We start from the raw sequence: 17,836 nt of genomic DNA, 5'->3' as shown, positions 1-17,836 counted from the left end.
ACGCTTTGTAATGGCTCTGTTAGGTATTTTACTCTGATTTATAAGGATTTTTTTTCATATTTTCGCGTTTCTTTTTCCTCCTCGCTGTTGTACAAGACTGTACAAAGTTGTACAAAGTTGTACAAAGTTGTACAAAGTTGTACAAAGTTGTACAAAGTTGTACAAAGTTGTACAGATTGAGCTGTATAACCTGGAATAAAACGGCATCAAAACGCTGCCCGCCAGGAAAAATCTGTACAACATTGCGCTGATAAAGCCGCGTTGAGCGCGATCCCTGTCCGCTGGCCGGTGAGATAATCTGTCAAAGCGACAGGATGGCGCTGCGCTGCCGGGTGGCGAGATAGCGTCAGAGATGACGTCCATGTTGCATGCGCGTCAGAAATCAGAAAGAGGGCAGTAACAACTCTGTTTGTGCGTTACAGGGGCCTGACGCTGGCTTTGTGGGCGGCGTTGCAATAATTCACTTCCTTCTGCCCCCGCAGGGCGTTAAGGTTTACGCCTCTCGAATCAGAAGGAAATGATAATGGTTAACGACTATTTTTCGCTGCCGCCGGCAGGCATGACACAGGAACAGCATAAACGTACGGTGGCGGTGGCGGCGGCACTGGCGGTGGCAAAAGAGTCCGTCAGCGCTTCAACGTCTGCGAATGGCTCGAAAGCGGCGTGGGATCTGCAGGCCGTGGCAAACGAAATCGCCAATCTGGCCGATGCGATTCAGGACGCGCTGGAGTCCGATAACGAAGTATAACGGTGTCAGTGCGCTGTCGTCAGGGCAGCGTCCGGCCCCTGGATTAGCCGCCGGGGCTCAGGTTGTCCGGGCGGCGCAGCCCGTCAGGCATTGACGGCGATCCGCATTATTTCGCCGCGCGTTGTGTGGAGAAATAAGCCAGCAGGCGCGTCATCTTTTGCTGGGGTGAGGTGTCAGTTGCGCCACTGTCGCTGACGTCGCCCATCCAGCGCTCATCCGCTTCCGGATGCGGCCCGGTTAACACAACTGTCCCTTTGCCGTAGACGTAACGCGCCATCGCCACATCGCCATTACGGTAAAAAGCCACAGGTGTAAAACCGTCCTGCTGTGTCTGACCAACAAGATAAGGGCCATCCTGATAATAAAAGGTTTCTTGCCTGTGATCCCAGGTCACCGCGATCGTGTAATCACCCTCATCCGCGATGTGTGAGCCCGGACGTCCCACTTCAGAGTCAAGTGGCGAGGCGATGAGCCCCAGCCAGTTACTGTCCGCCAGGTAGGCTCCCATGCACAGACCGAGATAGCCTTTGCCACTGCGGACAAAATCCCGCACGGCACGGGCCCCTTCATCACCGAGCGCGTCATAGGCAGCGGGGATGTCCTGGCCGCCGCCGGGCTGGATATAAAGATCAAACTGACTCAGGTTCTGTGCATTCAGCTTTCGTTTTTCGTGCTCACCGATATAGGCAATGCTGAGTGGCATCGCGACGCCACGAAGCGCTTTCACCACCATTTCAGAACAGCCCTCACAGCCTGCCGCACCGCGATAAACGGCAACGTTTAGCGGAGCCTGTGCCGCCAGGCTAACGCCGGATGCGACGCTCAATGCAAACAGCATCGCGGTGAAAATCCCGCGTCGATAGCGGACATGTTGTAATGCGTCAGAAGCGAGGCGCATGTTGCATTTCCTGTCAGAAAAAGAAAGAGACGATTTCCGTAACGGCCGCTGCCGCAACGGAAAGCAGGTTGGCTCAGGCAGCGTGCCAGGCCGACATCAACATACCGCAATCTGATGTTCTTGAGCAAATGCTCAATTCAGGGCGGTGATTATCCCGCACTAACCCTTTTGGCCGACGAGGCTCTTGAGCACACCGCCGCCAGCGGGGTGGCGGTGTGCGCAGTCGCGCGCTGAACGCCCTTATTTGTTGTACCCTGAGGCGACAATTTTCGCTGCACCCGCCAGCACATCTTTACGCGCAGCGGCGTGCTTATCAGGCTGGGTGTAATAGGTTACCAGCACCAGCGGTGCATGATGCGGTGGCCAGATGACGGCAATATCATTGGTGGTGCCGTAATCACCGCTTCCGGTTTTATCTGCAACCGTCCAGCTGGCGGGCAGGCCTGCGCGTATGCTGTTAGCACCTGTTGTATTGCCTTTCATCCAGTCGGTCAGTTGCTGACGTTGCGCGGGTGCCAGCGCCTTGCCCAGCACCAGCTTTTTCAGGCTTTGCATCATGGCATCAGGCGATGTCGTATCACGCTTATCACCCGGGATAGCGGTATTCAGCTCCGGTTCTTTGCGATCGAGCCGAAAGGTGCTGTCGCCAATGCTACGTGCAAACGCATTGACCTGCTGCGGGCCACCCAGGCAGGTCAGCAGTGCGTTCATGGCGGTATTATCGCTGTATTGCAGCGCCGCCGCGCTGAGTTCTGCTACCGTCATGGTGGCGCCGACGTGTTTTTCAGTGATGGGGTTATAGTTAACCAGGTCGGCTTTATGAATGGCGATTTTTTCACTCATCAATCCGTCCGCGCTTTCGCTTTTTTTCAGGATGGCCGCAACGGCGAAAACTTTACTGGTGCTGCATAGCGGAAAGCGCGCATCTCCCCGGTAGGTGAAAACGGTGCCATCGGCGGTGTCGGTTACCGCCACACCCAGTCGTCCGCCCGCGTTTTTTTCCAGCTGTTGGATGCCGCGTTGCAGTGCGGCCTCGTCAAAGCCGGCCTGGGCGGCAAGCGGCATCGCGAGTGCCAGCAGGGTAACGGCCGTGCTGGCGCGTCGTCTGAACAGATGAGTCATAGTCAATCTCCACTGATGAATGCCCGCCTCGCTGAACAGAGGCAAGGCATAACGGTTAGCCGCATCGTTGCGCGGTCAGGATTAAACGAAAAGTTGCCCTTCAGCCCCTCGTTAAACTTATGTCGATTTAAAAGATGTCTCGCGCCTGGGAAGCTGTCCGCTGAGGCCTGCATCCTGCTATAGCACGTTTTTTCTGAAGAAAAGCGTTAGCGGAGGAGATGGTAGGGGATTTCAAAATTCCGACAAGCGAGATAATTTGAGAGGAGCCAAAAGAATTTCTGGGGGTAAATGTGAAACATGATGTTCCGCTTAACGCACTTCGGGCTTTCGAAGCCTCCGCCCGCCACCTGAATTTTACCCGCGCGGGCCTGGAGCTGTTTGTCTCTCAGGCCGCCGTCAGTCAGCAGGTCAGACTGCTGGAAGAACGACTGGGCGTCGTCTTATTCCGCCGGTTGCCGCGCGGTCTGGAGATGACGGATGAGTCCAGGCTGCTGTTTGCTGAAGTGTCAGAAGCCTTCACGCAGCTTGAAAACGCCTGGCGTCGTTTCGAAGGGGGCGAATACCGAGAGGTGGTGACTGTCGCCTGCGTGGGGACTTTTGCATTGGGCTGGCTGTTACCCCGGCTTGAGGCGTTCCGTCAGCAGCATCCGGCGCTGGAACTGAACGTACGCACCAACAATAACGTGGTCAACCTGGCGGGCGAGGGCGTGGACTATGCGATTCGGTTTGGCTCTGGCGCCTGGCCCGCCACGCAGAATGAACGGCTGTTTACGGCTCCGCTTACGGTGCTCTGTCGCCCCGACGTTGCCCGCCGCCTGCAACAACCCGCCTGCCTGTTACGGGAAAATCTGTTACGTTCCTACCGGGCTGATGAGTGGGACAGCTGGTTTACGGCAGCGGGGATCACACCGCCCAGGATCACCGGCCCGGTATTTGACTCGTCACGTCTGATGATTGAGGCCGCGTTTCATACGGGCGGCGTTGCGCTGGTGCCGGCGTGCATGTTCCAGCGTGAACTGGATGCCGGTACGCTGGCCCGTCCTTTTGCGCTAGAGATTGATGTCGGCAGCTACTGGCTAACCTGGCTCCGTTCAAAGAAGATGACGCCATCGATGGAAATATTCCGTGAATGGATAGGGCGGCGGGCAACAGGCGAAGGCGAATAGCCGGATAAGCCCGACAGCCTGTTGTGAATAACATTACTCGGGTCGAGGTAACCCGCGTTAACCGGATTAAGAGAGCAAGGCGGCCTGTGAGCCGCCAGCGGTTTTTTCACTGGCCCCCTTCGTCACAGGTGTAAAAAAACAGGGATTCATTTTATTATGCCCACTCTGCGTTCAGGAATGCTCTGCGCCGCTTTTTCATTTTCGCTGGTTTCCCGGTAATTAAGAAACCAGATGATAAACTCACTGTTATTTTTCACGCCAAGTTTTTTCATGACACGTTGCTTAATATAATATGCAGCGTGCACGGGAAGCGCCATCCAGTCTGCTATTTTATTCATTTCCATTCCCGTCATAAAAAACCACGTTAATGAAATTTCATCGGTTGTTAAAGATACTTTCTGTCCGTGACGGTTTTTTAATTCCATGCTGTGCTCCTTTCCCTTATAAGGCTGTCAGGTCAGGGCGCATCATAGCGCTGGGCGGCGGTGAGAACACTTCACGTATTCTTTACTTATCTTAATAATTATATTAACAGTTAAATCAGATGTTTATATGTCTTCATCAGATCTGATCTACGCAGGCATGATCAGAAGCAGTCAGGAAAAGCGTCTCTTACCGCACCGCGATATCGGGCGCGCCCCGCCGGGGGCCAGCTGAAACGGCTTATCACTGACGGGCCAGGTTTCTGTGATTCCGCTTTATCGAACGGTGTGCTGTGCGTGCGGGGATAAATACCCTGTCCTGGCATCAGGCCGGGAAGAATAATAAAAACGGCCGGAGGTTAACGCAACAGGCGGCGCTTTGTGTCTTTCATGTTGTGTCTTTCATCAAATCGCTATCTGAATAGCGATACGTCGGCATGGATATAAGGCATAACGACAATCATTATTTGCAGTTTATTCTTGGCAGAAAATTAAATCAGTCAGCGCCAGAATACAAATGCTGTCGATGTTGACGCTGCCGTTCATCGGGACCAAACAGAAAAGCGCGTTAATTAACGGCAAACATGCAGGTGAACGGCCCACTGAAATACCGTGCGTGTGACCGTTTCAGGGTCGTGAACATGACGCAGCCACGGCGTCAGACAAAAAGCGCGCCACGAACGAAACAGGTTAAGGCGCAGAGAAAGCCGCAGGTGAAAGAATGACCTGAATGCAGGATTGCTGAACAGTTGCGTAAAACCTGCCCGGCGCGGCTGCAAAAAAATCTGTATCCACATCAACCGCTTCATATAAACCCTTGCCATTTCACTTGATCAAACCCGTTGATCGCGATTACTGTAATTATATACAGTTATTTTGGAAGGGAGGTAAATGTGGAGCTTATCAGGCCAGCAAACGTCAGTGCGTTACTCGCGTTGCCGCTGTTTATGGAGCGGGTGCCATGTGGTTTTCCATCGCCGGCTCAGGACTACGTAGAGCAACGTATTGATTTGAACAAGCTGATCGTTCAGCACCCCAGTTCGACCTACTTTGTACGGGTAAGTGGAGAGTCGATGACCGGCGCAGGCATTAATGACGGCGATATGCTGGTGGTGGACAGCGCGCTAAGAGCCTCGCATGGCGATATCGTGGTCGCCTCTGTCGAGGGGGAATTTACCGTTAAGCGTCTTCAGCTTCAGCCCTGTCTGCAACTGATGCCGATGAACCGGCAGTTTAAACCGATTGCGATTAGCACGGAGGATGCGCTGGAAGTATTTGGTGTGGTGACCTATGTGATCAAGTCGGTTTATTAATCATGTTTGCGCTGGTGGACGTGAACAACTTTTATGCCTCCTGTGAAACGGTGTTTCGGCCCGATCTCAAAGGAAAACCCATTATTGTGTTATCTAACAACGATGGCTGTGTGATTGCACGCAATGCGGAGGCAAAAGCCCTGGGCATTACGATGGCCGTGCCCTTTTTCAAAATGCGGGAGATTATTGCCCGTCACAACGTGCAGGTTTTTAGTTCCAACTACGCCCTTTATGCGGATATGAGTACCAGAGTGATGACGCTGCTGGAGGAAATGGCGCCCTCGGTAGAGATTTATTCCATTGACGAAGCCTTTCTGGATCTGACGGGCGTCAGTCACTGTATGTCGCTCGACACCTTCGGCCGCGAGATCAAAACCCGAATAAAAAAAGAAGTTCATCTCAATGTGTGCGTCGGCATTGCCCCCACCAAGACGCTGGCAAAGCTGGCTAACCATGCCGCAAAAAAGTGGAGTAAGACAGGCGGTGTTCTGGATTTGTCCAACAGAGATCGACAGAAAAAGTTGCTTTCACTTGTGCCAGTCGCCGATATATGGGGCGTTGGCAGACGGCTCAGCCAGCGACTTGAGGAAATGGGGATTAAAACGGCAGATGATTTAGCCTGCCAGAGCACCAGCCTGATTCGTAAAAATTTCAGCGTGGTGCTGGAGCGCACCGTAAGAGAGTTGCGCGGCGAACCCTGTCAGGATCTGGAGGCGCTCGAACCCACCAAACAACAGATTATGTGCTCACGCTCCTTCAGCAGTCGCCTGTCAGACTATGCGCAGGTGCGGCAGGCCGTCTGCACCTACGCCGAACGTGCGGCCGAAAAACTTCGCAAAGAAAAACAGTACTGCAGACAAATCGGTGTGTTTTTGCGCACCAGTCCACACGCGCCCGGCGAAAATTTTTACGGTAATCAGGCCACGGGGCAACTCCTGACGCCGTCTCACGATACGCGCGACATCATCCGGGTGGCGACCGAGATGCTCGACTATATCTGGATAGAAGGGCATCGCTATATCAAGGCCGGCATTGTCCTGAGTGATTTTTTCGACCATGGCGTAACGCAGCTGGATCTGTTCGACGAACGATCGGTTAACCCCGGCCGTAACGATCTGATGCAGGTGATCGATTTGATTCACAAAGAGGGCAAAGGAAAGATGTGGTTTGCCGGGCAGGGGACGGAAAAACGCTGGGCCATGAAGCGCGAGATGCTGTCGCCGGCTTACACCACCCGCCTCAGCGATTTGCCCGTGGTGAAGTGACGGCGGCCGTCGTGACATCGGTTTCAGGCGCGGTCATAAGACGGAATGCTCTCATAAAGGGTCCGTTTTGTGCTGCCGCTCTGCGTAAACCAGGCTTTCTGGTCTAGGATGAAACAGGTATTCATTCGCCCTTAAGGAGAGCATTGTCATGTCAGAACCCAGTAAATCTCCAGTGGCCGATCAGGCTGAACATAACGCGTTTTTCCCGTCAGCCTATTCTCTTGACCAGTTCACCAGCCCTAAATCCGATCTGAGCGATGCTGAATACGCGCAACCGTACTCAGGGCACAAAAAAATTCTGGTCATCTGCGCTGACGAGCGCTATCTGCCGCTGGATAACGACACGCTGTTTTCAACCGGGAATCATCCCATTGAAACCCTGCTGCCGCTGTACCACCTGTATCAGGCCGGCTTTCAGTTTGACGTGGCCACGCTGTCCGGACAGATGGTGAAGTTTGAACACTGGGCAATGCCCCAACAGGATGAGGTGGTGGTCGGATTTTACAACCATTGCCTGGCGCTGTTCCGTTCACCTTTAACGCTAAGCGACGTGGTGGCATCACTTACGCCTCATTCAGACTATGCCGGTGTGTTTATTCCGGGGGGGCACGGTGCGTTGATTGGGCTGCCAGAAAGTGAGGCGGTCGCAGAGGCGATTCGCTGGACGCTGGCAAACGATCGTCATCTGATATCGCTATGCCATGGCCCGGCAGCGTTTCTTGCGCTGGGTAAAGGGGAAAACCCGCTTAACGGCTACGCTATCTGCGCATTCCCGGATTCAGCGGATAAGCAAACGCCCGATATCGGCTATATGCCGGGGCATTTAACCTGGTATTTTGGCGAGAAGCTTCAGGCAATGGGGCTCACGCTGGTCAACAGTGATATCAAAGGCACCGTACATAAAGACCGTCGGGTATTAACCGGCGACAGCCCGTTTGCCGCCAATGCGTTGGGTAAACTGGCTGCAGAAGCATTACTTAACGCTAACCGCTAAAGGCTCGCACCTGCGCCCTGAGCGGTCGCCTGCAATGCCTTCGTGCAGGCTTCTGCATCAGGGCTGGGATTCGGGGTATACTTGTGATCCACGCCTGAGATACAATCACGGGTGCATATCGTTTTCGGCCAGTGCCGAAGATGTCGCCTTTCACATTGGTCGTCATGAACAGCCAGCTATCTACAGCCTGTAAACACAGAGAACGCGGTCGGCCCAGAGAGTTCAATATGGAACAGGCTCTGGACAAGGCAATGATTGTGTTTCGGCAAAAAGGCTATCATGCCGCATCGCTGGCCGATCTCGGTGAAGCAATGAACCTCTCTGTCGGCAGCATCTACAAGGCTTTCCAGGATAAGCGTTCATTGTTTTTGCTGGTCTTTCAGCGCTATATCGCCGTTCGCAATGCGGATTTGCGGGAGCGGCTTGCTCAATACGCCACCGGCCGCGCGAAGCTAAGCGAGCTGTTGCAGTTTTATCTGGACTCCTCTCGTGGTGGTGAAGGGCGCACCGGCTGTCTCGTGGTCGGCAGTGCCATTGAGCTACAGGTGCTCGACGCAGAGCTGTCGCAGTTGGTTGCCCAGGTGATCAACCGCAATAAGCACTTTCTGATGTCATTACTGGAAGAAGGGCAGCACGATGGCTCAATATCCGCCGATCTTGATATTGAAACGGCCGCAGGCCTGATTTTGCGTATCGCATTTGGCATGCGCGTCACGGGCAAGGTCGCCGATGTTGCCAATGAGCAAGCGACCATCGCCCTGGCCTTGAAAATACTGGATTAACATTTGTCTATTTAGGAAGCGAATATTTCCTAAATTATAGCGCGAAGATGACAGCTAACGCATGAGATCTGATGCGCTGCCAGGATGAGTGGAAAAGCGCCATTTTGATAAACGAATGAATATTAAATGAAAAGTAAAGTTTGAGGAAAATGCGTGAAACAAAACAGGACAGAGATTGGTGAAGAAATACACGCGCTTTTAGGAAGGATTGTGTCAGGTATTCTTCAGCCCGGAGAAGCGGTGACGGTACAGGACATTATCAGCGCGCTGCACCAGCAAAGTCTTCAGACGGCGTGCGAAAAGACCAGGCTGACTTGCGAACAGGCCATCCGCATCCTGGCGCATAAACTTCACTAACGTGTGAGGATCATTTGCCGGACAGGGTTCTGCAAAGTAGCGGAAGCAACAGAAACAGTAAAAGTAGTAGAAACAACAGAAACAGTAAAAGTAGTAAAAACAACAGAAACAGCACCAGAAGCAGTAACAGCGGTTATGCCGCTACTGCTCTGACAAAGATGACCCGCCCGAATAACGGCAGTCAGTTGCCGTGTCACCGCCCAAACAGCAACCCAATCAATTCACGACAAAGACGCTCTTCTTCCTGACTTGCCGACAGCTCAAGGCGGCGCAGCAGTTTAGTACAGATAGATTTACGGTTTACGTTCTGACCTGCGCGTAAAATATCAACAACGATCTGTCCCAGCAGCTCTTGCTGTGAAGGCAGGTTCGCCGCAGAAAAATAACGTGAGATATCGTCGGCGCTCTGAGGTAGGCGATGATTGTGTTGCATAGGTGCTCTCGCAGTGGTCCAAAAGTCGTCAGTTGAAAGTAGCATAAAGTTATACAATAAAATAAAACTTGTACAGCTATTTCGATGTAAAAATGAACGGTTGCTGGCGGAGAGGGAAAAAGCAGGCTGCAACAGCCCGTTGAAAAGGGAAAACAAAGAAGAGAGCAGGGCCGGACCAGGGTAACGCGGACGCACAGCGCGCCCGCGTAGAGGGATAACCCCTGACCGGAGGGTTAGTGTTCGGTCAGGTTGGCAGGCACCTGGCCAGTAACGGCCATCCAGTTGAGCTCTGCCCGCTCCCGTGTCGCGACGTTAATAAAGCTCTTCAGCCATTTACGGGCATCCGCGATTTGAATGACCCGCTCGTCGTCGATTTCATTATCCGCCATAACGCTCAGCTGACGGATCAGCGAAACCACAGTTATCTCCTCATCCTGTAGGGCCAGGTTCACCGCAGCTTCACCAATAATCTTATGGCCGGTAGCTTCATCGTGAAAATACATATGCACCTCCTGAGTGAGTGAGAATGTCGTCGACCCAGTAATTAGTCTAGTAAAAGAAATGCATAGTGAAAGCCTAATTTCATTAGGCATTACCTATCAAATAAAGCCGTGAAAAAAGTGAACTTTGTGATAAGCGCGGTAAGCTCTTAAAAAGCAAGGAAAAAGCGCAATCAGAGAGATTTTCCAGAAAGAAATTGAAGTGATTAAAGCACTAGATACGCGGTCATTGGCCTGAAATTAAGATAGGTGCTTGACAGTTAAAGGCCGAAATTGCGGCACTATTCGGATCGTAGCAGGTAAAATAAACCTGTTATGAGGCCCTAAAAGCGTTAAAAAAAGATCGCCAGAACGGCGAAAAGTCAGACGCAAGATGAAAAGTCACCTTAAGCTGAAGCCGATAGCAGAAAACAGAACGGGTCTGACGTCACCCTGTTTACATTCGATTCTGACATCAGAATAAACTGGAGCGTGAGCGGCGTATTAACGAGCAGGGGAGACGATAAGGCGAGGGGAAACAGAACAGGGCTGCGGGCAATAAAAAAGCCGCCCTGTTCGGGGCGGCGCGTTTATTAGTTTGGAACTTCTGAAACGGCTTTAACGTCGGTTTTATTAATCTGCTGTTTCACACCGTTTGCATCGGTGTAGCCCAGTAAACCGGCGTCAGATTCAGAAGGTTTGCCGTCACTAATAATGGTACGGCCATCGTTAGTGTGAATGGCATAGCTGGTACGAGTACAGCCACTTAATGCGGCCATGCCGATCAAAACGGCCAGCGGTAAAATCAGCGTCTTCTTCATAGTCTTCACCTTATATCCATGATGGAATTAATTAGTTATCAAGTTCACTCATGTTGCTGATCTGATCGCGATTAATTTGTTCGGTTTTGCCTGTTTGTGCATCACGATAAGAAACCAGCCCCGTATCGCTGTCAATTTGAGGCTTACCGTCGGTCACTATCGTGCGGCCGTCTGATGTTTTAATAGATTGGTTTGAAGAGCAACCTACTAACGTTGCCAGGGACAGGGCAAGTAAAACGGCAGCTGAGAAGGATTTAGTATGCATTTCATCTCCTTGAAGTGGACCTTGAATTAAACAGCATAGACGCTTTTGAGATTTTTGCAGGCCAAAGCGCGAAACGACATAAATGATGAAAAGAAAATAGCGCGAATAGCTAAAACAGAGCAGGAAAGCATCCTGTCTCTCAGAAAATTCACATTTAGCGCCTGTCGTTAGGTATTTCATCGGGCGCTCTGTAACCTTGGTAACAGGTTAACTAAATAAAGGAATCGACAATGAAATGGCAAATGAGTGCAGTCGCAGCGTTATTAATGGGTTCAGTGAGTGCTTATGCAGCACAATCAGACAGCATGAAAAATCCCCTGAGCGTTCATGTATTAAATCTGGAGTCGGGCACGCCAACGCCGGGTATTTCCGTTGACCTTGAACATAAAGAGCAGGATAAGTGGGTAAAACTTTCCTCCGGTGTTACCGATAAAAACGGCAGAATTAGTGCGCTGTTCCCCGAAGGGAAAAAAGTTGAAACAGGCGATTACAAAGTCGTCTTTAAAACAGGCGATTATTACCAGAAAGTTCAGCACAAATCCTTTTTCCCGGAAATTCCGGTGATATTCCACATGGAAAGCAGCGAGCCTCATTACCATATTCCGTTACTGCTGAGTCCCTATGGCTATTCAACCTATCGCGGTAACTAATTTCACCCGGCAGCGTCACTGCTCAGAGGCACTGCCGGCCCAGTGAGGGGCACTTCGCGTAGGCAGCATGCCGCTGCTGACCCTCTACCTGCCGCCCTGCGTCTCCTGCAGGGTGGCGGAACGCGCCCGCCGTATTCGTCTTTATTCCACTGCCTTATTTAAACACTTTTGCTGATGCCCAGGCTATCATCGGTTAAATTGCCCTGACAGGTCGGTGCGCCCGCGTGGCTCTCCGGCGAAGGTCAATGACACCTAATCAAGCAGAACGCCCCATGCCCTGCTTTCCGTACAGGAGAATCGCTGATGTTAAAAGGATTAACCGTGGCTGCTGTGTTAGTGCTGTCGGGCTGTAGCCTGATGCACAAGTCGTCGCCCGCGCCAGAAACGTTACACTACCGCTGTGGCACATTGCCGCTCACCGTGACGCTGGATAATGCCAAACAGCAGGTAAGCTTTATCATGGACGGCAAGCCGCTGACCCTGACACAAACGGTTTCCGCTTCCGGCGCTCGCTACAGCGACGGTCACTATGTTTTCTGGTCCAAAGGAAACGGCGCCTTTATTGAGCGCAATGATAAGATCGTTGTAAACGATTGCGAGTTGCAACCTGCCCGTTAACGTTACCGGAGTGAATGTGCATCATGAGTGACAGTGACATGCTACAAACTATTGCCCATCTGCGCCGTGAATATACGCGAGGTGGGCTGCGTCGCAAGGATCTACCCGATAATCCGCTGGCGCTGTTCGAAAGCTGGCTAAAGCAGGCCTGTGAGGCGCAACTTCCCGATCCCACCGCCATGACGGTGGCCACGGTGGACGAGCAAGGGCAGCCTTATCAACGTATCGTGCTGCTCAAGCACTACGATGAGCAGGGCATGGTGTTTTACACCAACCTCGGCAGCCGTAAAGCACAGCAGCTGGGTCACAACCCGCGTATTTCCCTCCATTTTCCCTGGCACTTTTTAGAGCGTCAGGTGATGGTGTTGGGCGAAGTCGAGAAGCTGTCGCCGCTGGAGGTATTGAAATATTTCAGCAGCCGTCCCCGTGACAGCCAGATTGGCGCCTGGGTTTCCCGACAGTCGAGCCGGATCTCTGCCCGCGGCGTTCTGGAAGGCAAGTTTCTGGAGCTGAAGCAAAAATTTCAACAGGGTGACGTGCCGCTGCCCAGTTTCTGGGGCGGTTATCGGGTGAAATTTAATACGATGGAGTTCTGGCAGGGGGGCGAACATCGTCTTCACGATCGTTTCCTCTATCAGCGAGATAACGACGGCTGGAAAATTGACCGACTCGCGCCGTAAAACTGCGTTTTCCCCCTCATCAGCGCTGGCACAGAAGGCGTCAGCGCTTTATGCTATAGCCCTTAATTTTTCCTTCCGCAACTCAGCGGAAAGCTGTGTACCAGCATAGGTGCAGCCTGATCAATTTGGAGTCAGTGATGACCAGCAGTAACCTGATACAACAATTGCAAGAGAGGGGCCTGATCGCCCAGGTGACGGACGAAGACGCGTTAGTAGAGAAACTGGCGCAAGGGCCAATTTCGCTCTATTGCGGCTTTGACCCCACTGCTGACAGCTTGCATTTGGGCCATCTGGTTCCACTGCTCTGCCTCAAACGTTTTCAGGATGCCGGGCACAAGCCGGTTGCGCTGGTAGGCGGCGCCACGGGCTTAATTGGCGATCCCAGTTTCAAAGCTGCAGAGCGTAAACTCAACACCAGCGAAACCGTCGGTGAGTGGGTAGAAAAAATCCGGACGCAGGTCGCACCCTTCCTGGACTTTGACTGTGGCGCCAACAGCGCGATTGCGGCCAATAACTATGACTGGTTTGGCAATATGAACGTGCTGACTTTCCTGCGTGACATCGGTAAACACTTCTCTGTTAACCAGATGATCAATAAAGAAGCCGTTAAACAGCGCCTGAACCGTGACGACCAGGGGATCTCGTTCACCGAATTCTCCTATAACCTGCTGCAGGGTTACGACTTCGCCTGTCTGAATGCGCTGCACGGCGTGTCCCTGCAGATTGGCGGATCTGACCAGTGGGGTAACATCACCTCCGGTATCGATCTGACGCGTCGTCTGCACCAGAACCAGGTATTTGGTCTGACCGTTCCGCTGATCACCAAATCGGACGGCACCAAGTTCGGTAAAACCGAAGGCGGCGCGGTCTGGCTGGATGCGAAGAAAACCAGTCCCTACAAGTTTTACCAGTTCTGGATCAACACCGCAGATGCGGATGTTTACCGCTTCCTGAAATTCTTCACTTTCCTGAGCATTGAAGAGATTCATGCCCTGGAAGAAGAAGATAAAAACAGCGGAACCGCGCCGCGCGCGCAGTACGTGCTGGCCGAGCAGGTCACGCGCCTGGTGCACGGCGAAGAAGGGCTGGCTGCCGCGAAACGAATCACCGAGAGCCTGTTTTCTGGCGCGCTGAGCGATATGACAGAGGCCGACTTCGAACAGCTGGCGCAGGATGGTATGCCGACCATCACGCTAAGCGCCGAAGACGATCTGCAACAGGCTCTGGTCAAAGCTGAGCTGGTGCCTTCACGTGGTCAGGCTCGCACCATGATTGGTTCGAATGCCGTGTCGCTGAACGGTGAAAAGCAGTCTGATGCTGAGTACCGTTTCAGTGACAGCGATAAGCTGTTCAACCGCTTCACGCTGCTGCGTCGCGGTAAAAAGCATTACTGCCTGATTAACTGGCAGTAACCTTTCAGGGCCGGTTTCCGGCCCTTTTTTATGGCAAGGCACTACAGGGCAAAAAAGTGAAAAACGTTTTAGCAATTCAGTCGCACGTGGTGTTTGGTCACGCGGGCAACGCGGCGGCAGAGTTCCCGATGCGCCGTATGGGTGTGAACGTCTGGCCGCTGAATACCGTGCAGTTTTCTAACCATACGCAATATGGCCACTGGACCGGTACCGTGATGCCGGCCACGCACTTAACCGATATCGTCAAAGGCATTGCCGATATTGACCGCCTGAAAACCTGTGATGCGGTACTCAGCGGTTATCTGGGCTCGGCCGAGCAGGGCGAAAACATTCTGGAAATCGTGCGCCAGGTAAAAGCCGCGAACCCGGAAGCCTGGTATTTCTGCGATCCGGTTATGGGGCACCCGGAAAAGGGCTGCATCGTTGCACCCGGCGTGGCGGAGTTCCACTGCAAACTGGCGCTTCCCGCCAGCGATATCATCGCCCCCAACCTGCTGGAGCTGGAAATGCTCAGCGAACGCAGCGTAACCAGCGTAGAAACGGCGGTTGACGCGGCACGTATGCTGATTAGCCAGGGGCCGAAAGTCGTGCTGATTAAGCACCTGGCGCGCGCAGGGCGCCGCAGCGATCGGTTTGAGATGCTGCTGGTGACCGCCGGTGAAGCCTGGCACATCAGCCGTCCGCTGGTGGATTTTGGCGTTCGTCAACCGGTGGGCGTGGGCGATCTGACCAGTGGCTTATTGCTGGTCGATCTACTGCACGGGCTGTCGCTGCAGGCGGCGCTGGAACACGTCACTGCTGCGGTCTATGAAGTGATGCTGAAAACGCATGAGATGGGCGAGTATGAACTGCAACTGGTTGCCGCTCAGGATGCCATTGTCCGACCGACGCACGTCTTCCCCGCTGAGAAGCTGTAAAAAAGGGCCGGTTACGGCCCTCATCGTATCAGTTAAGTCCTTCCGCTTTGAGCGCGGCCTGAACCGACGGCCGCTCTGCAACGCGTTCAAACCAGTGTTGCAGGTGGTCCCGCGCGGCCAAATCCAGGTTCAGCGCTTTTGCCCAGCGGGTAACCACAAATAAATAGGCATCCGCGACGCTGAAGTGCACGCCCATCAGCCACTGTTTGTCTTTGAGCTCATCGTTTACCCAGGCAAATTTCGCCTCCAGCTGGCGGCGCACCAACGCTTTGTACTCCTCAGGCGCATCGTTGCGAAACAGGGGAGAGAAGCTTTTGTGTAACTCGCTGCTGATATAGCCGAGCCACTCAATGGTGTGATAACGCGTCAGGCTCCCCACCGGGGCCAGGAGGTGACGATCGGGTTTAAGATCGGCCAGATACTGCACAATCGCCGCGCCTTCCGTTAATACATTCCCATCGCTCAGCTGCAGGGCCGGCACCTGACCTTTGGGGTTGATCTGGCGAAAATCTTCACCGCGCTCGGTGAGCTTAGTCTGCAGATCAACATTAACCTGCGTAAAGTCCAGACCACATTCACGCATGACGATATGCGGTGAAAGGGAACAGGCACCAGCTTTACAAAACAGTTTCATAATGAGGCCACCATGTTGCGAATCGTGTTTGCATAGTAATCTCATGGCGCGGAATTGCCAGTAATAAGGCGCAGGAATGTGCGAGGCATTGATCGGCGACAAAAACAAAAAAAACCGGGCAGGCCCGGTTTTCGTGAAAAGTCATGACGTCAGTCAGGCTTTGTCTGCTGCCGTATCTTGAGTCATGCGGTTCAGCAGAGGGGCGGTAATCAGCATCAGCACGGCGATGACCGCCGTCGCGATACCAATCTGCTGGAAAACTCTGCCGTAGGTGGCCAGGGAGATCAGCGGATCGGTAACGTTTTCAGGAACGGCCATCAGGTTTGCCACTTTACCGGCAATGACCGCAGCGCCCGCCGTCGTCAGGAACCATGAACCCATGATAAAGCCCATCAGACGCTGCGGAACCAACTGCGCCACCATCGCCAGGCCAAGACCGGAAATCATCAGTTCACCAATGCTCTGCAGGCCATAGCTGAGAATCAGCCAGTTAACAGACACAATCCCCGCATCGCTGGCAAACTTCGCGCCGACCGGTAACACCAGGAAGGCTGCTGAACACAGCACCATACCGATGGCGAACTTGTGCGGCATGGGCAGTTTATCGCCCAGCTTGTTGTAGACGGCTGCCAGAATCGGGCTGGCAAGCATGATCCAGAACGGGTTCAGCGCCTGGAATTGCTCAGGGGCAAAGGTGATACCCAAAATGCTGTGCTCAACGTTGCGAATCGCAAAGAAGTTAAGCGACGTTGGCATCTGCATATAGAGCACGAAGAACACGATGGCTTCCACCATCAGCAGGAACGCAACAATCATACGACGACGGGCTGCGCCGTGAAGGGCAAAGGCTTCTTTGGCAAAGATGACAAAGATACCGAACGCTATCACGCCTAACAGCACGCGGGCGATTGACTGGTGGTGCAGCATCCAGTTTGCCAGGGCGACCAGGACGACAATTCCCACCAGAGTCATCAACAGTTTGCCGAACTGAAGTGGGGCAAAGTCCGGTTTAGAGCCGAAGTCTTTCACCAGGCGTTTGCAGAACAGGAAGTTAAGCAGCGTGATGACCAGGCCGACAACCGAGAGCGAAAACGCCACGTTGTAGCCGTACTTCTCCGCTAACCACGGAGTCAGCATCATTGAAAACAGCGAACCGATATTGATGGACATGTAGAACATGGTGAAGGCCCCATCAATACGTGGATCGTCTTTGTCATAGCACGTCGAGAGCAGCGAAGAGGGGTTAGCTTTAAACAAGCCACTTCCCACGGCAATGGTCGCCATACCAATATAAACGATACTGACGTTGTGGCCCGAGAAGGCCACCAGGGCATAACCTATTGCCAGAACCAGCACGCCAAGAACGATAACGCGTTTGGTCCCGAGGACTTTGTCACCCAGCCAGCCACCGATGGCGACAAGGCCATATACCAGGGCGCTAAATGAGGAGAACAGGGTAATAGAGTCGGACTCCGACATCCCCAGTTGTCTCACCAGGTAAACCGCCATAATGGCCTGCAGGCCGTAGTAACCAAAACGTTCCCATAATTCGATAGAAAAGATCAGGTAAAACGCTTTGGGCTGTTTGAACGCGTTAAGGCTGACGGCCTCGTCGGTGTGTTTGTTTGCAGTTGACACTTGTACCTCTGTTATTTCATATCCTGTGTCGCGACAGGAATTAAGTCCGCGCCATGTGATCAGACCATGGGCCAGATTTTTATTAGATGGGAAAAACGGCGACTAATTTGGCTGAATAAAGGCGACAGGGCAAGCGTTTTCTACCTTCTGCCGGAAAGCGATCGTGTGGCGTGAAAACCTAAATAAATATTATTAGTTGGAATTTAATTCTGATTTTAAGCG

Annotated in this window: 21 protein-coding genes; 12 read left to right on the top strand and 9 right to left on the bottom strand. The window is 52.9% G+C overall.

Translation table 11 applies throughout. From position 1 onward, the window contains the following. Window positions 1-523: 523 nt before the first annotated feature. Window positions 524-748: a hypothetical protein gene (locus PAGR_RS12015; RefSeq protein WP_014605937.1), complete on the top strand. Its 225-nt coding sequence runs from the start codon at window positions 524-526 to the stop codon at window positions 746-748. 106 nt (window positions 749-854) lie between these two features. Here PAGR_RS12015 and PAGR_RS12010 read toward each other — a convergent pair whose 3' ends face one another. Together PAGR_RS12010 and bla are read right to left on the bottom strand one after the other, a co-directional pair. Further along, window positions 855-1,646, bottom strand: coding sequence for a BPL-N domain-containing protein (locus PAGR_RS12010; protein ID WP_014605936.1), 792 nt, complete (start codon window positions 1,644-1,646; stop codon window positions 855-857). A 240-nt stretch (window positions 1,647-1,886) separates the two neighbouring features. Then, window positions 1,887-2,768: a class A beta-lactamase gene (gene bla / locus PAGR_RS12005; RefSeq protein ID WP_014605935.1), complete on the bottom strand. Its 882-nt coding sequence runs from the start codon at window positions 2,766-2,768 to the stop codon at window positions 1,887-1,889. A 278-nt stretch (window positions 2,769-3,046) separates the two neighbouring features. On the opposite strand from bla, the gene PAGR_RS12000 reads away from it, so the two are divergent. Continuing rightward, window positions 3,047-3,934: a LysR family transcriptional regulator gene (locus tag PAGR_RS12000; RefSeq protein WP_196492566.1), complete on the top strand. Its 888-nt coding sequence runs from the start codon at window positions 3,047-3,049 to the stop codon at window positions 3,932-3,934. A gap of 146 nt (window positions 3,935-4,080) precedes the next feature. On the opposite strand, the gene PAGR_RS11995 is transcribed toward PAGR_RS12000, so the two are convergent. Then, window positions 4,081-4,359: a helix-turn-helix transcriptional regulator gene (locus PAGR_RS11995; protein ID WP_014605934.1), complete on the bottom strand. Its 279-nt coding sequence runs from the start codon at window positions 4,357-4,359 to the stop codon at window positions 4,081-4,083. 890 nt (window positions 4,360-5,249) lie between these two features. Between PAGR_RS11995 and umuD the strand changes: the two genes are divergently transcribed. The 5 genes from umuD (at window position 5,250) to PAGR_RS11965 (ending at window position 9,067) form a co-directional block, all read left to right on the top strand. Beyond that, a complete protein-coding gene (umuD, locus tag PAGR_RS11985; protein WP_014605933.1) occupies window positions 5,250-5,669 on the top strand; it encodes a translesion error-prone DNA polymerase V autoproteolytic subunit in 420 nt (139 codons plus the stop codon). Window positions 5,670-5,671: 2 nt separating this feature from the next. Beyond that, window positions 5,672-6,934, top strand: coding sequence for a translesion error-prone DNA polymerase V subunit UmuC (gene umuC / locus PAGR_RS11980; protein ID WP_014605932.1), 1,263 nt, complete (start codon window positions 5,672-5,674; stop codon window positions 6,932-6,934). A 148-nt stretch (window positions 6,935-7,082) separates the two neighbouring features. After that, window positions 7,083-7,928, top strand: a complete 846-nt coding sequence (gene hchA / locus PAGR_RS11975; protein ID WP_014593622.1) for a glyoxalase III HchA — start codon at window positions 7,083-7,085, stop codon at window positions 7,926-7,928. Between the two features lie 140 nt (window positions 7,929-8,068). Next, window positions 8,069-8,710: a TetR/AcrR family transcriptional regulator gene (locus tag PAGR_RS11970; protein ID WP_014593623.1), complete on the top strand. Its 642-nt coding sequence runs from the start codon at window positions 8,069-8,071 to the stop codon at window positions 8,708-8,710. Window positions 8,711-8,863: 153 nt separating this feature from the next. Next, window positions 8,864-9,067, top strand: coding sequence for a hypothetical protein (locus PAGR_RS11965; protein WP_013025644.1), 204 nt, complete (start codon window positions 8,864-8,866; stop codon window positions 9,065-9,067). Between the two features lie 193 nt (window positions 9,068-9,260). Here PAGR_RS11965 and ycgZ read toward each other — a convergent pair whose 3' ends face one another. The 4 genes from ycgZ to PAGR_RS11945 form a co-directional block, all read right to left on the bottom strand. Beyond that, window positions 9,261-9,500, bottom strand: a complete 240-nt coding sequence (gene ycgZ / locus PAGR_RS11960) for a regulatory protein YcgZ (RefSeq protein WP_014605931.1) — start codon at window positions 9,498-9,500, stop codon at window positions 9,261-9,263. Window positions 9,501-9,733: 233 nt separating this feature from the next. Beyond that, a complete protein-coding gene (locus PAGR_RS11955) occupies window positions 9,734-10,003 on the bottom strand; it encodes a hypothetical protein (protein ID WP_014605930.1) in 270 nt (89 codons plus the stop codon). Between the two features lie 569 nt (window positions 10,004-10,572). Continuing rightward, on the bottom strand, window positions 10,573-10,800 hold the full coding sequence (locus PAGR_RS11950) for a YgdI/YgdR family lipoprotein (RefSeq protein WP_014605929.1): 228 nt from the start codon (window positions 10,798-10,800) through the stop codon (window positions 10,573-10,575). Window positions 10,801-10,831: 31 nt separating this feature from the next. Next, window positions 10,832-11,065: a YgdI/YgdR family lipoprotein gene (locus PAGR_RS11945; RefSeq protein WP_014605928.1), complete on the bottom strand. Its 234-nt coding sequence runs from the start codon at window positions 11,063-11,065 to the stop codon at window positions 10,832-10,834. Between the two features lie 230 nt (window positions 11,066-11,295). Between PAGR_RS11945 and uraH the strand changes: the two genes are divergently transcribed. The 5 genes from uraH to pdxY all read left to right on the top strand — a co-directional run bounded on the left by uraH (window position 11,296) and on the right by pdxY (window position 15,342). Beyond that, window positions 11,296-11,715, top strand: a complete 420-nt coding sequence (uraH, locus tag PAGR_RS11940) for a hydroxyisourate hydrolase (protein ID WP_013025649.1) — start codon at window positions 11,296-11,298, stop codon at window positions 11,713-11,715. Between the two features lie 303 nt (window positions 11,716-12,018). After that, window positions 12,019-12,333: an MliC family protein gene (locus PAGR_RS11935; protein ID WP_013025650.1), complete on the top strand. Its 315-nt coding sequence runs from the start codon at window positions 12,019-12,021 to the stop codon at window positions 12,331-12,333. 23 nt (window positions 12,334-12,356) lie between these two features. Continuing rightward, window positions 12,357-13,013 (top strand): pyridoxamine 5'-phosphate oxidase, encoded by a 657-nt coding sequence (pdxH, locus tag PAGR_RS11930; RefSeq protein WP_015700385.1) that lies wholly within the window; start codon window positions 12,357-12,359, stop codon window positions 13,011-13,013. A 137-nt stretch (window positions 13,014-13,150) separates the two neighbouring features. Then, window positions 13,151-14,425, top strand: coding sequence for a tyrosine--tRNA ligase (gene tyrS / locus PAGR_RS11925; RefSeq protein ID WP_014605927.1), 1,275 nt, complete (start codon window positions 13,151-13,153; stop codon window positions 14,423-14,425). A 56-nt stretch (window positions 14,426-14,481) separates the two neighbouring features. Continuing rightward, window positions 14,482-15,342: a pyridoxal kinase PdxY gene (gene pdxY / locus PAGR_RS11920; protein WP_013025653.1), complete on the top strand. Its 861-nt coding sequence runs from the start codon at window positions 14,482-14,484 to the stop codon at window positions 15,340-15,342. A gap of 28 nt (window positions 15,343-15,370) precedes the next feature. On the opposite strand, the gene gstA is transcribed toward pdxY, so the two are convergent. Both gstA and dtpA read right to left on the bottom strand, forming a co-directional pair. Then, window positions 15,371-15,976, bottom strand: coding sequence for a glutathione transferase GstA (gstA, locus tag PAGR_RS11915; RefSeq protein ID WP_014605926.1), 606 nt, complete (start codon window positions 15,974-15,976; stop codon window positions 15,371-15,373). Window positions 15,977-16,129: 153 nt separating this feature from the next. Beyond that, complete coding sequence (dtpA, locus tag PAGR_RS11910; RefSeq protein WP_014605925.1) at window positions 16,130-17,614, bottom strand: dipeptide/tripeptide permease DtpA; 1,485 nt, start codon at window positions 17,612-17,614, stop codon at window positions 16,130-16,132. Between the last annotated feature and the right edge of the window lie 222 nt (window positions 17,615-17,836).

The sequence above is a fragment of the Pantoea ananatis PA13 genome, from assembly GCF_000233595.1.
GTDB lineage: Bacteria > Pseudomonadota > Gammaproteobacteria > Enterobacterales > Enterobacteriaceae > Pantoea > Pantoea ananatis.
The sequence above is the reverse complement of the archived record's forward strand: the minus strand, read 5'-3'. Positions and strand labels throughout refer to the sequence as shown.